15 protein-coding genes are annotated in these 18600 nt (G+C 35.8%); 7 read left to right on the top strand and 8 right to left on the bottom strand.

The window, feature by feature from the left end:
• Positions 1–579 carry a molybdenum cofactor guanylyltransferase MobA gene (gene mobA / locus J3U57_RS11560; RefSeq protein ID WP_267334404.1) on the bottom strand — a complete coding sequence of 193 codons (579 nt, stop codon included), beginning with the start codon at positions 577–579 and terminating at the stop codon, positions 1–3.
• Positions 580–900: 321 nt separating this feature from the next.
• Here mobA and J3U57_RS11555 point away from each other — a divergent pair, with 321 nt between their 5' ends.
• Together J3U57_RS11555 and J3U57_RS11550 are read left to right on the top strand one after the other, a co-directional pair.
• Positions 901–1170, top strand: a complete 270-nt coding sequence (locus tag J3U57_RS11555; protein WP_065633215.1) for a YihD family protein — start codon at positions 901–903, stop codon at positions 1168–1170.
• 14 nt (positions 1171–1184) lie between these two features.
• Positions 1185–1913, top strand: coding sequence for a DsbA family protein (locus J3U57_RS11550; protein ID WP_267334401.1), 729 nt, complete (start codon positions 1185–1187; stop codon positions 1911–1913).
• Positions 1914–2037: 124 nt separating this feature from the next.
• On the opposite strand, the gene J3U57_RS11545 is transcribed toward J3U57_RS11550, so the two are convergent.
• Both J3U57_RS11545 and J3U57_RS11540 read right to left on the bottom strand, forming a co-directional pair.
• The gene (locus J3U57_RS11545; RefSeq protein ID WP_267334399.1) at positions 2038–4002 is read right to left on the bottom strand and encodes a MacB family efflux pump subunit; all 1965 of its coding nucleotides are present in this window, start codon (positions 4000–4002) and stop codon (positions 2038–2040) included.
• A gap of 1 nt (position 4003) precedes the next feature.
• Positions 4004–5209 carry an efflux RND transporter periplasmic adaptor subunit gene (locus J3U57_RS11540; protein WP_416379613.1) on the bottom strand — a complete coding sequence of 402 codons (1206 nt, stop codon included), beginning with the start codon at positions 5207–5209 and terminating at the stop codon, positions 4004–4006.
• 357 nt (positions 5210–5566) lie between these two features.
• Between J3U57_RS11540 and J3U57_RS11535 the strand changes: the two genes are divergently transcribed.
• Positions 5567–5821 (top strand): YfhL family 4Fe-4S dicluster ferredoxin, encoded by a 255-nt coding sequence (locus tag J3U57_RS11535; RefSeq protein WP_267334395.1) that lies wholly within the window; start codon positions 5567–5569, stop codon positions 5819–5821.
• 4 nt (positions 5822–5825) lie between these two features.
• On the opposite strand, the gene ispH is transcribed toward J3U57_RS11535, so the two are convergent.
• The 5 genes from ispH to folE all read right to left on the bottom strand — a co-directional run bounded on the left by ispH (position 5826) and on the right by folE (position 11978).
• A complete protein-coding gene (gene ispH / locus J3U57_RS11530; protein ID WP_267334393.1) occupies positions 5826–6773 on the bottom strand; it encodes a 4-hydroxy-3-methylbut-2-enyl diphosphate reductase in 948 nt (315 codons plus the stop codon).
• Position 6774: 1 nt separating this feature from the next.
• Positions 6775–7245 (bottom strand): signal peptidase II, encoded by a 471-nt coding sequence (gene lspA / locus J3U57_RS11525; protein WP_267334391.1) that lies wholly within the window; start codon positions 7243–7245, stop codon positions 6775–6777.
• A 108-nt stretch (positions 7246–7353) separates the two neighbouring features.
• Positions 7354–10161: an isoleucine--tRNA ligase gene (gene ileS / locus J3U57_RS11520; RefSeq protein ID WP_267344788.1), complete on the bottom strand. Its 2808-nt coding sequence runs from the start codon at positions 10159–10161 to the stop codon at positions 7354–7356.
• Between the two features lie 40 nt (positions 10162–10201).
• Positions 10202–11140: a bifunctional riboflavin kinase/FAD synthetase gene (gene ribF, locus J3U57_RS11515; RefSeq protein ID WP_267334387.1), complete on the bottom strand. Its 939-nt coding sequence runs from the start codon at positions 11138–11140 to the stop codon at positions 10202–10204.
• A gap of 178 nt (positions 11141–11318) precedes the next feature.
• Entirely contained in the window at positions 11319–11978 is a 660-nt protein-coding gene (folE, locus tag J3U57_RS11510) for a GTP cyclohydrolase I FolE (RefSeq protein ID WP_267334385.1), read from the bottom strand.
• A gap of 197 nt (positions 11979–12175) precedes the next feature.
• Here folE and polA point away from each other — a divergent pair, with 197 nt between their 5' ends.
• The 4 genes from polA (at position 12176) to J3U57_RS11490 (ending at position 18497) form a co-directional block, all read left to right on the top strand.
• Positions 12176–14944: a DNA polymerase I gene (gene polA, locus J3U57_RS11505; RefSeq protein ID WP_416379680.1), complete on the top strand. Its 2769-nt coding sequence runs from the start codon at positions 12176–12178 to the stop codon at positions 14942–14944.
• 267 nt (positions 14945–15211) lie between these two features.
• On the top strand, positions 15212–16642 hold the full coding sequence (gene gltX / locus J3U57_RS11500) for a glutamate--tRNA ligase (RefSeq protein WP_267334382.1): 1431 nt from the start codon (positions 15212–15214) through the stop codon (positions 16640–16642).
• A gap of 56 nt (positions 16643–16698) precedes the next feature.
• Positions 16699–18300 (top strand): intermembrane phospholipid transport protein YdbH family protein, encoded by a 1602-nt coding sequence (locus J3U57_RS11495; RefSeq protein ID WP_267344785.1) that lies wholly within the window; start codon positions 16699–16701, stop codon positions 18298–18300.
• An 11-nt stretch (positions 18301–18311) separates the two neighbouring features.
• Complete coding sequence (locus J3U57_RS11490; RefSeq protein ID WP_267334378.1) at positions 18312–18497, top strand: YnbE family lipoprotein; 186 nt, start codon at positions 18312–18314, stop codon at positions 18495–18497.
• Positions 18498–18600 lie beyond the last annotated feature (103 nt).

Raw genomic sequence — 18600 nt, 5'->3', positions numbered from 1 at the left:
TTAGGATAAATGTGCGTTGGCTAATTCGTCATAGGTATTAATATTCACAAAAGATGTTGGCGTATCACTAAAATCTACGGCTTTAGCTTGTACTTGCTGCAAAAATAGCATTAGTTTGCGGTTCCCTAGTGCTAAATATTGTTCTAATTGTACAAGTACACAACGATGTATAAGTAAAATCGTTGGATGAGCGTATTTGCCATCAAAAGGGTAGATAGCGCTATAATTGGTCGTATATTTTGCTAAACGGGCAATTAAATCCTTGGGTAAATAAGGGGTATCACAACTAACAAATAAGTTCCAATCGGTATTGGTCCGACGTAATCCGCTATAGATGCCCGAAAGTGGTCCTAAAAAACCCTCTAAATCATCACTAAATATGGCATAACCTGCTTTTTGATATTGATCTAAATGACGATTGCAATTGATCATTAGTGTGCCGACTTGAGGCGCAATGCGATCAATAACATGTTGATAAAGCGCTTTGTCATTTAATAAGATTAAGCCTTTGTCTTCACCATTCATGCGTGAGCTTTGACCTCCAGCTAAAATGATTGCGGTAATAGCGCTTTTCTGCATAAATTATTTCTCTTTTACATTGCCAAAACACAAAATAACATTACTATATAGCAAAGTTATTTTAAATCGTACAATTTATAACATAGTCTTCATACTTAGATTAAGTAATCAAGTGTTGTAATTGGAAAATGAAATATATCTGTAATGGTTTTTCAGGTATGGAATAATTGATAAATTCAATTAAACATGTTTACATCATTTATTTTGATAAATTGTTTTTATCAATAGTGTTATGCTTAAACTAATGAGTAACACAATATCAAAATAAAATATTAAATCATCATCTTCAATGGGTTTGAAGATTCAAAAAAGGTATAATTTATGAAATGTCATCGTATTGATGAAGTAATGGAATTATTAAAGTCAGCTTGGGAAAATGATTCAGATCTCAGTTTGTTACAATTTTTAGTTAAACTCGGTCAGGAAGCTGGCTTCGAGGGCGATTTAAAAGATCTGGGCGATGAAGTGTTAATCTATCACTTAAAGATGCGCGATGCTGATAAAAGTGAAGTCATTCCCGGACTAAAAAAAGATTATGAAGAAGATTTTAAAACCGCACTATTAAAAGCTCGCGGCATCATTAAAGAATAAGGAGAATTAGTTAAATGAAAAAAACGCTTATTGCTATGGGAGTATTACTGTTTTCGGTAAATTGTTTTGCTGATGAAGCGCCTTCTAATGCAAAAACAGATGCATCGCAAACAGCCGCTCCGGCGACGACTCAAGCTCCGATTGAAGTGGATAAACAATATATTGTATTACCCACTAATCCATCGCCAGATAAAGAAGTGATCGAATTTTTTTCGTTTAATTGTCCTAGTTGTTATAGATTTGAAAACCAATATCATGGTTCACAAGTTATAGCTAAAGCTATCCCTCAAGATATCAAAATTAAACGTTATCATTTATTGGATTTTGGTCCACTTGCTCAAGATTTAGCTCAAGCATGGGCGATTGCTAATGTACTTGGTATTGAAGATAAAGTTTCACCAGCACTGTATAATGCAGTACAAAAAGATCGTAGTATAAAAACGCCAGATGATATTAAAGCTGTATTTGCTGAACTCGGTGTGGATTCTGAAACTTATGATAAAACCAAAGACAGCTTTTTAGTTAAAGCTTTTATGGCGCAACAAGCTAATGCTATTAAAGAAATGCAGCCAACATCCATACCAACTTGGATTGTTAACCGTAAATTCTATATCAATACTAAAGGGTTAGATGTGTCAAGTGATGATGCATTTATTAAAGATTATGCGAGGGTTACAGCCTTTTTAGTTGGTTTAGATCCGAATGTCAAAGCTCATGATAAACAAGCAAACAGTAATGAGTAATTTATTACTGTTTAAATAATTGATAGATACATAGAAAATATTCATTGCATTAATCAATTAGCGAGCTGTAAATTAATCAATCCCTTTGTTTGAGTTATTTCAGCAAAGGGATTTTATTGGAGTATTATTCACGTTCTAGTGCATAAATTGGATCAAGTTTTGCCGCTCGTTTGGCAGGAAAATAACCAAAAATAATACCAATGATACTTGAACAACTAAATGCCGCAATAATTGAAATGATTGAAAAACTCATAGCAAATAAAGAGACAAAATAATTGAAAATCAGCCCAACCACAAATGATAGTATAATTCCCAAAATACCACCAATTAAACAGACTAACACTGCTTCAATTAAAAATTGTTGAAGAATATCACTAGAGCGAGCTCCAACCGCCATTCTTACCCCAATTTCTCGCGTTCTTTCTGTGACTGACACCAGCATAATATTCATTACGCCAATACCGCCAACCAACAGTGAAATTAACGCAATAGTTGAGATTAATAATGTTAACACCAATGTTGAAGAATTCACGGTTTCACGAATACTATCGGAATTAAATATAAAAAAGTCTTTAGTGCCATGGCGTTGTAGCATAATCTTATTAATCGCTTGTTCTGCTACGGATAGATCAACATTATCATTTACTCTAACAGTAATGCTTTTTAATGATGTTTGCCCAACCATGCGATTGATCACTGTGGTATAAGGTAACCAAATATTCAGGCTTTCATTACTACCAAAGCCTTGCTGTTGTTTAGTAGCAATGCCAATGACTTTAACTGGTAGTTGCCCAACCATAATAATTTTACCAATTGGATCTTGATTATTAAATAAGCGATTAACGGTATTTTCATCGATGACAGCATCTTGCGCGGACGACAGAACACTTGCGTGATCAAACGCTTTACCTTTAGTTATATTATAACCACGTACAGTAAAATACTGTTCACCAACCCCATTAACCGTTCCTGTTACCGCCAAATTATTAACGCGAAAATAGACACTAGTTGAAAGGTTAGGCGTGGTACTATGGACAAAACTTTGTTTGGCTAAAAAGTCAGCATCAGAAGATCGCAATGTTGTGATTTTATCGGCATTACGATCACCAAATCCATTACCAGCATAAATTTCTAAGGTGCTTGTTCCTAATGAATTAATGTCAGACAGAATTTTTTGCTTGGTTCCTTGCCCTAATGCCACCATTGACACAACAGAAGCGATACCAATAATAATACCAAGCATGGTTAAAAAAGTACGTAGTCGCTGCGATAACATAGATAATATTGCCATATTAAATGCATCACGAAAACGATAGTATTTGGCTAACCAGTTATCTTGTGTTTTGGTTGTTTCTATCTGTTTTATTTGTCGATTATCATCATCATCATGATAGTTAGGATTACTAGCATCTGAAATAATATTACCATCACTGATTTCTATAATGCGCTGTGCACTTTGGGCAATATTGCTATCGTGAGTCACAATGATGACAGTATGGCCTTGTTTATGAAGTTCGCGCAATATTGCCATAACTTCTAAACCGCTTTTACGATCTAGCGCGCCGGTTGGTTCGTCGGCTAAAATCACTTGCCCACCATTGATTAACGCTCGCGCAATACTGACTCGTTGCTGCTGACCGCCAGATAATTGATTCGGCTTGTTATTGATTTTATCTTCTAACCCTAATCGCGTTAAAATTTCAACAGCACGTTGTTGCCTAAATTCATTAGATGCGCCAGCATAAATTGCTGGAATTTCGACATTCCCTTGCGCAGTAAGGGCACTTAATAAATGATAACGTTGGAAGATAAAACCAAAATGTTCACGACGTAATTCGGCTAATTCATCGGGGGATAATTGATTAGTGGTTCGACCTCCAATAGTATAAACCCCCGAACTGGGTTTATCTAAACAACCCAAAATATTCATTAAAGTTGATTTGCCCGATCCTGAAGCGCCAATAATGGCAACCATTTCACCAGCATTAATCGACAAATTGATACCTTTAAGCACTTTTATGGTTGAATCGCCAGCAGGGAATTCACGTACTATATTTTCAAGTTTAATCAGCGGGTTATTATTTGTCATATTAGAATCTTATCCTTGGGGTCCGTCCATTAGGATTGAGTTGTGCACCATTGATACTACTTACAATGACGACTTCTCCTTCTTTAAGCCCTGATTTGATTTCAACATTAACATTATTATTGACACCTAAACTGACTTTTCGCTCTTCAATATCATTATGTTGATTAAGTACGTAAACAATAGCTTTATCGTCATCTAAATTCTTTTCAATAGCTTGTGATGGAATCGTAAGCACATCCTTAGCTTGTGATAACACTATATAAACTTGAGCTGTCATCGAAATACGTAAAATGTGATTTGGATTATCAACATCAAACAAACCATTATAGTAGATGGCTGTTTTAGTCGTTGAAGAGGATGTACTTGAGTTAGATGAACTTTCGGTATTAATTGAGTCTGGTGCAGGCTCGATTGCTCGTAGTGTTAATCCCTCAAAACGTTTATTGGGCTGACCTAATATTGTAAAATAAACAGGCATGCCTTTTTTTACATTAATCACATCTGCTTCAGAAATTTGTGCCTCAATGGTCATTTTATCCAGTTGTGCAACTTTGACTATTGTTGGCGCACTTTGAACAGAGTTAACAGTTTGCCCTTGATCAACCGGAATTGCCACAATGACCCCATCAATTGGCGAACGAATTTTAGTATACCCTAAGTTCACTTTAGCGGTATCAACGGCAACTTGAGCACTGATAATATCTGCATCTAGTGCTGCTATATCGGCTTTAATTCCATCAAGATCAGCTTTAGCGGCATCTAAATCGGATTGAATTCCAACCCCTTTATTGACTAACTTTAATTGACGATCGTAAGTAAGTTGATAGTTAACTAATTTTGCTTTTTTCGATTTACGTTGAGCTTCTAAACTATTTAATGAAGCTTCTGACTGTCTTAAATCATTATTTTGTTTAAGATCATCTATTTCGGCAATCATATCGCCTTGTTTAACTTCATCGCCTAATTCCACATATAATTTTTTGATTTGACCAGAAACCTGAGCACCAACGCTTACTTGCTTAAAAGCACTGATGGTTCCATCGGCAAGAACAGTTTTTTCAATATTACTTTTAGTCACTGGTGCGGTAATATAATTTACTGCTTTTTCAGAAGGGGATAAAATCCAATAAACAAGATAAATAATGGCTAATATAATAAAGGTTATAGCAATATTTTTAATTTTTAAAAACTTTGACAATCTTTTCATCCTATTATTTTTTATAAAATTTTTCGTCATTGTATCGTATAAAATCAAATGCCATTGATAACTAACGATAATAAATTGTAATAATTATGAAAATATTTTAAGCAATTTTAAGTGTGATAAGGCTTTCTTTGGTTGTAGCATGAAAATTTGGAAGATATTTTTGAATTTCAACAAAAATACTCATTTAACTAATCTAATAGTTTATATTATCTTACTTAGATAAAGGTATACTCATACATTACCTTTTTTATAAAACAGACTAATTTTGAATTTGCTTACTGCATCTTATCTTAGGTTTTATTAAGGATTGCGTTATAATGGCGCAAATTTTTTAAGTGGATTAAGAAAAACAAAGTAATGGCGTTAAAAATAACCTCTAAGTGTATTAATTGTGATATGTGTGAACCTGAGTGTCCGAACGAGGCTATCTCGATGGGGTTTGACACCTACGAAATTGATCCCAATAAATGTACTGAATGTGTGGGTTATTATGATCATTCAACCTGTCAACGTGTTTGCCCTATTCAAAATGCGATTATTGCTGATCCTGAGCATATCGAGACCCATGATCAGCTACTGGCAAAATTTGAGCAACTAAAACACTCAAATTAAACAGTTAGTTTGCTTTTACTTCAATTCGAAGTGCTTTAGGTATTTCAAATGTAATATTTTCTAAAATACCGTCGGTTTCGGTGAGTGTTGTACAACCTAAATTTTTTAAGCGATCGATAACTTGTTGGACTAAAATATCGGGTGCAGAAGCGCCTGCCGTCACTCCTATTGTGCGGGCATTGGTTAACCAAGCGGGATCAATATCAGAGGCAAAATCAATTAAATAAGCATGCTTGCTATTGCGTCTAGCGAGTTCAGCTAAACGATTTGAATTAGACGAGTTTTTAGAGCCAACAACTAATACCACATCTGCTTGTGAAGCGAGCTGTTTAACCGCTTGTTGGCGATTAGTTGTGGCGTAACAAATGTCATTTTTACGAGGGCTGCGGATATTTGGGAAACGCTTTTTTAGTGCAGCAATAATTTCAGCTGTATCATCAACTGATAGTGTGGTTTGCGTGGTAAAACAAAGGTGTTGTTCGTTTTTCACTTTTAGTTTTTCAACATCTTCAATGGATTCAATCAGATAAATTCCACCTTCTGGGTTATTGTACTGCCCCATGGTGCCATCGACTTCAATATGTCCAGCATGACCAATTAAAATGACTTCTTCACCTCGATAACTCGATCGAGCCACTTCCATATGCACTTTAGTGACTAATGGACAAGTAGCATCAAATATACGAAGTTGACGTTGTTTGGCTTCTTCACGAACGCTTTTAGACACACCATGTGCTGAAAAAATTAAAATAGCATTGTCTGGCACCTCATTGATCTCTTCAATGAAAATAGCCCCTAACTCTTTAAGGCGATTAACCACATAGCGGTTATGAACAACTTCATGACGGACATAAACTGGCGCACCAAATAACTCTAGTGCTCGTTCAACGATAGTAATAGCACGATCAACACCGGCACAAAAGCCTCGTGGATTCGCTAAAATAATTTGCATGTTAGATGGTCTTCTTGGGTTTTTTTAAGCTGCTAAGAATAAATAATCCAATACCTACGCAAATTGCACAGTCTGCAATATTAAACGTTGGATAGTGCCAATCACCAAAATTGACATCAAGAAAATCGACAACAAAACCATGGTAAAGGCGATCGAATAAATTTCCTAATGCGCCCCCTAAAATTAATGATAATGAAAAGTTTTCTAATTTTTGTCTGCCTGTATTGCGATATAACATATAGATAATTACACCACTAATAATTAATGCAATAGATGCAAGCATCCAACGTTGGCCTTCAAAAATACTAAAGGCTGCACCAATATTACGCACATAAGTGATTGAGAAGAAAGGTAAAAGATTCACTGACTCATATAAAGCAAAGCGATCTAATATCCAGAATTTACTTGCAATATCAACAATAAAAACAACTATTGCTAACAATAGCCAGTAAAGCCCATTGTTTTTTTTCATAGCGTATATGCTCATTATGTTTCCGCCGACAATTGTCGGCGGTAAAGAAATTAAATTGTTATAGTGTGGTTGCCTATAACCCTTGTTTGATGAATTAATGACTGTTTATTAAGCAAAATGCCTGATTTCACCATTACCATGGATGTTTTGTTCACAACGTTTGCATAAATGCGTTGTTGGATCATTATCGACAGTATAATGCCAGCAACGAGGACATTTATCACCTTGCGCTTTAGCCAATTCAATTTTCAAACCTTTGATATCGCTTTGTATTGCTGATTTTGGCGCAGACGCTAATGTTTTAACACTAGCTTGTGAAGTTAATAAAACAAAACGTAATTCATTTTCTAATTTTGCTAAAGCATCCGCAATTTTTTCATCAGCGTAAAGTGTCACCGCAGCCTCAAGTGAGCCACCAATCACTTTATCGTTACGACCTTGTTCAAGCACTTTATTGACTTCGCTACGAATAGCTAAAATTTGTGCCCAATATTCGCTATTTAATGCTTCACTATCAGATAAACTAAAGAGTGAACAATACCATTCATCTTCAAACACAAATTCTGATTTTTGTGATGCAGGTAAGTATTGCCAAATTTCATCAGCTGTGAACGATAATACCGGCGCTATCCAACGTACCATGGCTTGCGCAATATGATATAACGCTGTTTGGCAACTGTGGCGAGCAATACTGTCGCTTTTAGCTGTATATTGGCGATCTTTAATAATATCTAAATAGAATGAGCCCATTTCAATTGAACAGAACTGCATAATACGTTGAACAACTTTATGGAAGTCATAGTTTTCATAAGCTTGTATGATTTGTTCTTGTGCTTCTTTAGCCATACTAACAGCCCATCGGTCTAGCACCACCATATCTTCCGGTTTTACTATATCCTTAGCTGGGTCAAAGCCATTTAAGTTAGCTAATAAGAAGCGAGCTGTATTACGAATTCGACGATAGCTATCGGCTGAGCGTTTGATAATTTCATCGGAATAGCTCATTTCACCGGAATAATCAGTTGAGGCGATCCATAAACGTAAAATATCTGCACCCAGTTTATTCATTACTTCTTGTGGTGTCACAATGTTACCAAGTGATTTTGACATTTTGCGGCCTTGACCATCAACCACAAAGCCATGGGTCAATACTTGCTGATAAGGGGCTTTGTTATCAATCGCGGTTGATAACATTAATGAAGACATAAACCAACCACGGTGCTGATCTGAACCTTCTAGGTACATGTCTGCTTCATGACCTGCAAATTCAGCACGAACACCAACGACTGAATAGAAAGTTGATCCGGAATCAAACCACACATCTAATGTGTCGGGTACTTTACGGTAATCATCGGCATCAGGACCTAATAGATCTCTAATATCAGCATCCCACCAAGCTTGAATACCATTTTGTTCAACTAATTTAGCGACTTTTTCAACTAATGCTAATGTGTCTGGGTGTAGCGCTTCGGTCTCTTTATGCACAAATAACGTCATTGGTACGCCCCATGTACGTTGACGAGAAATACACCAATCTGGGCGGTTTGCTACCATGGTTTCAATTCGTGCTTGTCCCCAATCTGGGATCCAACGAACTTGTTTGATCTCTTTTAATGATTGCGCACGTAACCCTTGTTTGTCCATGCTGATGAACCATTGTGGTGTTGCTCGGTAAATGACCGGTGTTTTATGTCGCCAACAACATGGGTAACTGTGTTCAATGTTTTCAAAATGCAGTAATGCATTATTTTCTTTTAAAATTTCAATTACAACTTTGTTAGCTTTAAATACAAATAAGCCATCTAAACCTGCACCTGTACCCGGTAAATAGCAGCCATTGCCACCAACAGGGTTAGCCACTTCAAGACCATATTTTTGACCGACAATAAAGTCTTCCGCACCGTGACCTGGTGCGGTGTGCACTGCACCTGTACCGGCATCAACAGTAACATGATCACCGAGTACAATAGGTTCGTCAAAGTCAAGGAAAGGGTGTTTAAAGCGTAATAGCTCAAGCGCATCACCTTTACAGCTGCCAATAATTTTCCACTCTGAAATTTCGGCACGTTTCATGACTGATTCGACAAGGTCAGTGGCTAAAATTAAGCATTCTTTATCATTGATTTGTACCAGTTGATACTCAAAGTCAGCATTTAAGGCAATACCTCGGCTTGCCGGCAATGTCCAAGGTGTTGTTGTCCAAATCACGGCATAGATGGTTAAATCAGTATTGACACCAAATTTATTAGCAACAGCTTGGTTATCCATCGCTTTGAATTTTACGTCAATGGCTGGTGAAGATTTATCGTAGTATTCAACTTCGGCTTCAGCTAACGATGACATACAATCAGTACACCAATAAACAGGTTTAGCACCTTTAACTAAATGACCATTTTGAATGACTTTTCCTAAAGCACGTATAATATTGGCTTCAGTATCATAGTCCATTGTACGGTATGGATTTTGCCAATCACCCAGCACACCCATACGAATAAAATCGGCTTTTTGTAGTTCAACTTGTGAAGCGGCATAATCACGACAAATTTGACGAAACTCAGCAGGTGTTACTTTTACGCCCGGTTTTCCTACTTGTTCTTCAACTTTTTGCTCAATCGGTAAGCCGTGACAGTCCCAACCTGGAATATATGGGGAATCATAACCACTTAACCCTTTTGATTTAATGATAATATCTTTAATTATTTTGTTAACTGCATGACCAATATGAAGTTTGCCATTGGCATATGGAGGTCCATCATGCAAAATAAAGGCTTTTTTACCCTTTTTTACTTGGCGGATTTTACGATAAAGTTCTTTATCGTACCAATTTTGTAACATTGCCGGTTCTCGTTTAGCAAGATCGCCTCGCATTGGAAAGCCCGTTTCCGGTAAGTTTAGTGTATTTTTATAATCTGTCATGCTGATTTATTCCAGTTAATTTGGTTGATACTACTTCTTTTTAATGGGTTAATTGTGCACTGATCTGTTTGGCAGTGCAAACATCTTGTGTAATTTGTTGTTTTAACTCAGCCAATGAGTCAAATTTTTTCTCGTCGCGCAATTTATGGACAAAAGTCACGTCTAAATATTGTCCATAAATGTCACCCGAAAAGTCAAATAGATTCACTTCTAAAACTGCTTTTTTTCCTTGAATAGTCGGTCTTAAGCCAATATTAGCAATGCCAAAATAGTGTTGTTGGTTACAGCAATTTTTAACTTTAACCACATAAACCCCTTGCAATGCAGGCTTTTTTCGATGTAGATGAATATTAGCTGTTGGAAAACCGAGTTGTCTTGCCAACGCATTACCGTGCACCACACGACCTTGGATGGTGTAATCACGCCCTAATAAACTGTGTGCTAATTGAAAATCATTATTCAACAAAGCTTGGCGCACTGCTGTGCTACTAATTCTTAAATGATTCCAAACAAATGTCGGCATATTTTCCACAGCAAAGTCGTGTTGATGTGCATAGTGTTGTAAAAGGTTGATATCACCTTGCCGTTCGAATCCAAATCGAAAGTCATCACCAATAGTGATAAATTTGGCTTTTAGCTTATTGATTAACCAATCTTGAATAAAACAATCAGCTGACATGCGGGCAAAGGTCTGAGTAAATGGAATCGCTATAATATAATCAATCCCAAGCTCTTTAATAAAAATCACCTTTTCTTGAAATGATGTTAACCGTGAAGGCGCATTATTAGGATTAAAAAACTCTAATGGCTGTGGTTCAAATAACATTAACACAGTCGGTAAATTTAATTTTTTACCTTGTTTAATAAGATGATGAATTAATTGCTGGTGACCCAAATGCACACCATCAAAATTTCCTAATGTTAAAACGCATTGAGAAAATTGATTTTTTAAATTAGCGATACCACGGATAATCTTCATGAAAACAATGTTATTTATATTAAGTAGCCGAGAATTATACCAATCTTTCTTGAAGATGCACGTAATATAAAGTCGGATTTGTTATTGTCTTACATCACTTATTTTAATATGTTTTAGACCGATATTTAATGCTAAGTTTGGGTTTAACATCAATATCAATCAAATCGGGTTATTATTGTTAATAATGATTAAGTGCTCGTAAAAATTCTTGTCTGGTACTTGGATTTGTTTTAAACCCGCCGCCCAGCGCTGTTGTCGTTGTTCTACTACTTGAATCTTTAATGCCTCGAGCCTTAACACAATAGTGGGTTGCATCAATTGAGACCGCCACATTGACCGTCCCTAGTAAGGTTTGAAGGGCAACGAGTATTTGTTGAGTTAACCTTTCTTGTACTTGTGGACGTGAGGCAAAAAATTCGACAATTCGGTTAATTTTGGATAAGCCTATCACTTTATCTTTAGGGATATAAGAGACAGTTGCTTTGCCGTCAATGGTGACAAAATGGTGTTCACATACACTGGTTAAAGTGATATCACGAACGGTTATCATCTCGTCAACTTGCATTTTATTTTCAATTAAGGTGATCTTCGGAAAGTTTTCATAGTAAAGCCCCGAAAAAATCTCATCAACGTACATTTTAGAAACTCGATGTGGTGTTTCAGCCAGACTATCATCTGTTAAATCAAGTTCCATTAACTTCATAATTTCACGAAAATGAGCTTCAATTTTAGCCTTACGCTCACTATTATCCATAGCTAGACGACATGATGGCGTTTCAAGATTTTTATCAGCTAAGGCCGCTTTGACTTTTTGCGCAGCTAGACTTAATTGTGTCATTTATCAAATACTCAGGCAAAAAATAGATGTGATATTATATAACAGTCACAGTGTAAGATACAGTTTTTTACGCGTTTTTTATACTAAAGTGTATGACTTACATTAAACATTTTTACGTTATATTATCGGTCATAATAAGAATATTATTGCCAATTAGGTTATACTATTCACTATTATATAGCATAACCTAGGTGATTATGATGCCAAATAACACACCCATTATCTTAATTGATGGTTCTTCTTATCTTTATCGTGCTTTTTTTGCATGTCCTCCGTTAACTAATGCCAAAGGTGAACCAACAGGGGCTATTTTTGGTGTCATTAATATGATTCGTAGTTTAATTAATCAATTTAATCCGACTCATATTGCTGTGGTTTTTGATGCTAAAGGGGGATCTTTCCGTAATGAGATTTATAGCGAATATAAAGCAACCCGCGAAGCGATGCCTGAAAATCTTCGCCCTCAAATTGAGCCTATTCATACTATTTTGAAAGCAATGGGATTACCCTTACTGTGTATTGAAGGTGTTGAAGCTGATGATGTTATTGGTACGTTAGCTAGACAAGCTGAAAGCGAAAATCTGGATGTGCTAATTAGTACTGGTGATAAAGATATGGCTCAGTTAGTGAGTCATAACATTACTTTAATTAACACTATGAATAACACCGTACTTAATCCTCAAGGGGTGATCGAAAAATTTGGTGTTCCACCCGAGAAAATTATTGATTATTTAGCACTGCGTGGCGATTCTTCCGATAATATTCCTGGCGTTCCTGGTGTTGGTGAAAAAACAGCTCAAAGCTTATTAGCTGAATTTAGTGGCATAACAGATATTTATGCTCGTCTTGATGAAATTGAAAAACTTTCAATTCGTGGCGCAAAATCTTTAAAACAAAAACTGATTGATAACCAAAAAGAGGCTGAACTCTCTTATTTACTTGCCACCATTAAAACTGATGTAGAATTGGATTTTACTAGCGAACAACTGATGGTAAGTGATATTGATGTGAATGCATTAAACGAATTATTTGCCTATTATGGTTTTCACCGCTGGCAAAAAGAGTTAATGGCAGGTACTTTCTTAAAACAACAAAAATCATCCCCTAGCGGTGGTGTGCCATTATTTTCCGATAATGAAGACGTTAAACAAAATAAAGAGTCTGATTATCAATGCATTTTAACGTCGGCACAACTCGATGAATGGCTCACTAAGTTAAGTAATAGTAAACAATTTGCTTTTGATACAGAAACAGATAGTGTTGATCATGTGCATGCTAAGCTCGTTGGAATATCGTTAAGTGTGGTTCCTTATCAAGCCGCTTATATTCCTCTAGCTCATCAATACTTAGGGGTTCCAGATCAGTTACCACTTGATGAAGTATTAGCAAAATTAAAACCAATTTTAGAAAATCCTAATATCAAAAAGATCGCGCAAAATGCTAAGTTTGATTATAGTATTTTGGCTAATTATGATATTAAAGTGCAAGGCATTGCTTTTGATACGATGCTTGAGTCTTATGTATTAAATAGTACCGAACGTCATGATATGGATAGTATGGCTCATCGTTACCTAAATCATAAAACTATTACTTATAATGAACTGACTAAGTTAGATAAAAAACAGCTAACTATTGATGCCATTGATATTGAAAAAACCACTCAATATGCCGCTGAAGATGCCGATATTACGTTACAGCTGCATAATAAATTGTGGCCAAGCCTTGAAAAAGATTCAAAATTAATCAAACTCTTTACTGATGTTGAAATGCCGCTTGCTCTGGTACTTGCCGAGATGGAAAGAACAGGGGTATTAGTCGATGCTAAGTTGCTCAATGAATATTCAAAGGAATTGGACAGCAAACTAAGGGAAACCGAGCAACAACTACAATTTTTGGCTGGCGAAAAATTTAATCCTGCTTCGCCAAAACAAATACAAGCCATTTTATTTGATAAGCATCAATTGCCGGTATTGAAAAAAACACCTAAGGGTGATCCATCAACCAGTGAAGAAGTGCTAAGTGAACTTGCTAATGATTATCAATTGCCACGTATGATTCTGTTTTATCGAGGCTTGGCAAAACTTAAAAATACCTATACTGATAAATTACCATTAATGATTAGCCCTATTGATCATCGTATTCATACCAATTATAACCAAATTGGTACAGTGACGGGGCGCTTATCTTCTAATGACCCAAATTTACAAAATATTCCAGTTCGAAATGAAGAAGGTCGCCGCATTCGTCAAGCGTTTATTGCCCCAGAAGGGTATAAGATCATCTCGGCGGATTACTCACAAATTGAGTTACGTATCATGGCGCATTTGTCGCAAGATAAAAGCTTACTTAATGCTTTTGCTCATGACAAAGATATCCACCGCGTAACTGCGGGCGAAATTTTAGGTAAGTCCGAAAGTGAAGTGACATCAGAAGAAAGGCGCCGAGCGAAAGCGGTGAATTTTGGACTGATTTATGGCATGAGTGCTTTTGGTTTGTCTAAACAAATCAATGTAGCTCGCAAAGAAGCACAATTTTATATCGATCGGTATTTTGAACGTTATCCCGGCGTACAAAACTATATGGAACAAACGCGTCAGTTAGCCGCTGAACGTGGTTATGTTGAAACACTTTCGGGTCGACGTTTATATCTACCAAAAATCACCTCAACAAATGGCATTGAGCGCCGCGGAGCGGAACGCGCAGCGATTAATGCACCGATGCAAGGCACTGCTGCTGATATTATCAAAATTGCCATGATTGAGATGAGTAAATGGATTAAAAAACAGTCAGCCGGTAATATAAGAATGGTTATGCAAGTGCACGATGAGTTAGTGTTTGAGGTTAAGCATGAATTAGTTGATGCGTATCGAAATGAAATTAAATCTATTATGGAAAATTGTTACCAATTATCAGTCCCGTTAAAAGTGGATGTCGGTGTGGGTAATAATTGGGATGAAGCACATTAATTTTTAGTTAAAACACGCATAGATTTGTTTGTTCAACGATTTCTATTAAATCGTCTAAATCAACTTAACTGTATTAACGATTGTCGCAATCATGTTGCCGATAGTAATCGGCTATTGCCGAAACCTTTTACCATGCTAGAATAAGCAACTAAACTGAATTTATATCAAAAAGTTATTCTATTGACTGATTGGGTCGAATTAGAGAAAAAAGCGTTGGTTTTGAGTTTTCATGACCAAGCTTACTTTTGTTATTATTAGGATTATTTCATGAAAATTAAAACTCGTTTTGCGCCAAGTCCAACTGGCTATTTACATGTTGGTGGTGCTCGTACTGCACTTTATTCTTGGCTCTATACTCGCCATGCCAAGGGTTCATTTGTCTTACGTATAGAAGACACTGATCTTGAGCGTTCAACACCAGAAGCGATTGATGCTATCATGGATGGTATGAATTGGCTTAAATTGTCATGGGATGAAGGCCCATATTTCCAAACTAAGCGTTTTGATCGCTATAATCAAGTGATTGACGAAATGTTGGCCAAAGGAACGGCTTACCGTTGCTATTGTTCTAAAGAGCGCCTAGAAAAACTGCGCGAAGAGCAAATGGCAAAAGGGGAAAAAGCCCGTTATGATGGGCATTGTCGTTGTGATGCTGTACAAAAACAGCATACTCATGATGAGCCGCATGTTGTGCGTTTTGCTAATCCGGTTGATGGCGTTGTTGTTTTCAACGATTTAATTCGTGGTCCAATTGAAATTGCCAATAAAGAGCTTGATGATTTAATTATTCGCCGAACTGATGGTTCACCTACTTATAATTTTTGCGTTGTCGTTGATGATTGGGATATGCAAATTACACATGTTATACGCGGTGAAGATCATATTAATAATACGCCTCGTCAAATTAATATTCTTAAAGCATTAGATGCACCTCTACCTGAGTATGGGCATGTATCAATGATTTTAGGTGACGACGGACAAAAATTATCAAAACGTCATGGTGCAGTAAGTGTGATGCAGTATCGTGATGATGGCTATTTACCGGAAGCATTACTTAACTATTTGGTGCGTCTTGGTTGGTCACATGGTGATCAAGAGATCTTTTCGATATCTGAAATGATAGATTTATTTTCGTTAAATGCAGTAAGTAAATCTGCAAGTGCGTTTAATACCGAAAAATTACTTTGGTTGAATCATCATTATATTAATCATTTGGATGCCGACTATGTTGCGCAGCATTTAGTTTGGCATATGAACCAACATGGCTATGATTTAAGTCAAGGTCCTGATCTTATAACCATAATTAAATTGTTTGCTGAGCGTTGTAAAACCTTGAAAGAGATGGCTGAGTCATGTGCGTATTGTTATCAAGATTTTGATGATTTTGATGCTGATGCAGCTAAAAAACACCTACGCCCAGTTGCTAAAGCGCCACTATTAGCTATTAAAGCGAAAATTGAGGCGATTGCTGATTTTGATTGGCAAATTGATAAAATTCATCATGCTATTGAAGCAACCGCAACTGAGCTTGAGGTTGGTATGGGTAAAGTGGGTATGCCATTACGCGTTGCTGTAACGGGTATTGGTCAATCTCCATCGGTTGATGCAACCGTTTTTGCTGTAGGTAAAAAACGGACTTTAGCTCGTATAGATAAAGCGCTTGCTTATATTGATCAACGGGAACAGACATCAGTGTGATTCAATTATCATTGCCGGCAAAACCGGCAATGAATGTAATGGGTCAGGAATATTAAATGGTACGTTTAAAGAAGCGTTATTTGATCCCATCTTTTCTATTACTCATTGTGCTATTATTTAGTTCATTTGGATGGTGGTATTGGCAGAGTTTAAAACAAGAACTCGATCTTACAGTTGATTGGCGAGGTATGAGCATCGGTTTTAACGGTTTATGTTTTGATGAACTGACCCTATCTAAACAATCTCAACTGAAAATTACCGGTAAAAATTTAAAATTTTCTTGGTCGAATTTATCGGCGACAGATTTAGAAATTTACTGGCAAGCAAATCAAAGTAAAATCGATACAGATTCATTGCCAATAGATGATAAAAGTCATACTGAACAATCAGATAGCCCCTTTTCCAATTTCGCTAGTTTTTATACATGGCTTCCCAAATTAATACATATTGATTCAATACGTTTTTATCAGCAACACAATGAACTTATTGATATTAAAATTAATGTGGAAAAGCAGTTAGATTCATTGCAACTTCGTGCTTCATTCAATAAAAATTATAGTGGTGAACTTTCAGCTAATTTATTGTTAAATCGTGCTGAATCTCGAGTGGATATCACCACTGCTGAATTTAATACAGTCCTAACTCAAGCTAATATAAAAAATGCTAAAATAACGGTTCTTTTTAATGGGTGGCTAAAACATGATCGTCTTTCACTCAATGTCAGTAACTCGACAATAAATGCAGAGCAAGTAAGTATTTCACCCAACCTAATGTTAGCTAATCTTAATGGCACACTAAATTTTGCAATGCAATCTAAAATTCCAGTTACTATTGAAAATGTCATCATTGATGGAAGATTCAATATCCAAAATTTGGATGGTATTTATGATAATGTTGAAATTAAATCAGCATCAAGTGGTGGGCAACTTTTAGTTAAAGATAATAAGTTCTTGATTGAAACATTTAATACAAGAATACGAAATGTGAATGTCGGCATATTATTTGAAAATGTAAAATTTGCCGGAGAATATTTAGCATCTTTTAACGCCATAAGCAAAGGCAAATTAAGTTGGCATCGCTTTGAGTCAACGCTTTTTTCTGGAAAAATTTTGGTTAACAATAGCACAATAAATTTCAATAAACTTAAGCAAAGTATCAAAGTCTATTTAAAAGCAATCCAATTAAAGGATATCTTAACCACTTACCCGGTTGAGGGACTTAATGGTGAAGGATCTATTGATGGTATGTTACCAATCAAAATAACTCAGATACCAACAGCAAATAATAATAGGTATAATGTCTCAATTGAAAACGGTGAACTTGCTACAACTGCATCAGGGTATTTAGCATTTAATAATTCAGCATTGCAAGATTATGCAAAAAACAATCCTAACATGCAATTAGTCACCAATGTGTTACAGAATTTTGAATATACTAAACTTGCTGCTAGTGTTAATTATGCTGATGAAATAGCAAATTTAGCGATTAACATTCAAGGCAAAAATCCAAAAATAAAAAAAGGTAAAGCCGTTAATTTAAATATTAATCTACAAGAAAATATTGTTAAATTATTGATGAGTTTACAATTATCAGATCACATTAGTGAACCGATTCGTCAACGTATTGAAGCACATTTAAAGAAGGAATCTTTTAAATAAGAGGTTATTTTATGCTACGAAATGTTATTGCAATGGTGATATGTGCCACTATATTAAGTGGATGTTCACCCACAGTTAAAGTAGAAGCACCAAGTGAACCTATTAATATTAATTTAAATGTAAAAATAGATCACCAAATTAATATTAAAGTTGATAAGGCATTAGATAATATTATTAATAAGTCAGGCTTATATTAAATAATTGAATTTTCGTGTTTGATTGGCATTTTTGATATTGATAAATAAAAATCTAATATGGTATATCAATAACTTTTGTTATTTATATTCAATTAAATAAATT

It is taken from the genome of Gilliamella sp. B3464, from assembly GCF_026536145.1.
GTDB lineage: Bacteria > Pseudomonadota > Gammaproteobacteria > Enterobacterales > Orbaceae > Gilliamella.
Note: the sequence above shows the minus strand (reverse complement) of the source record. Positions and strands in the feature narration are given on the sequence as shown.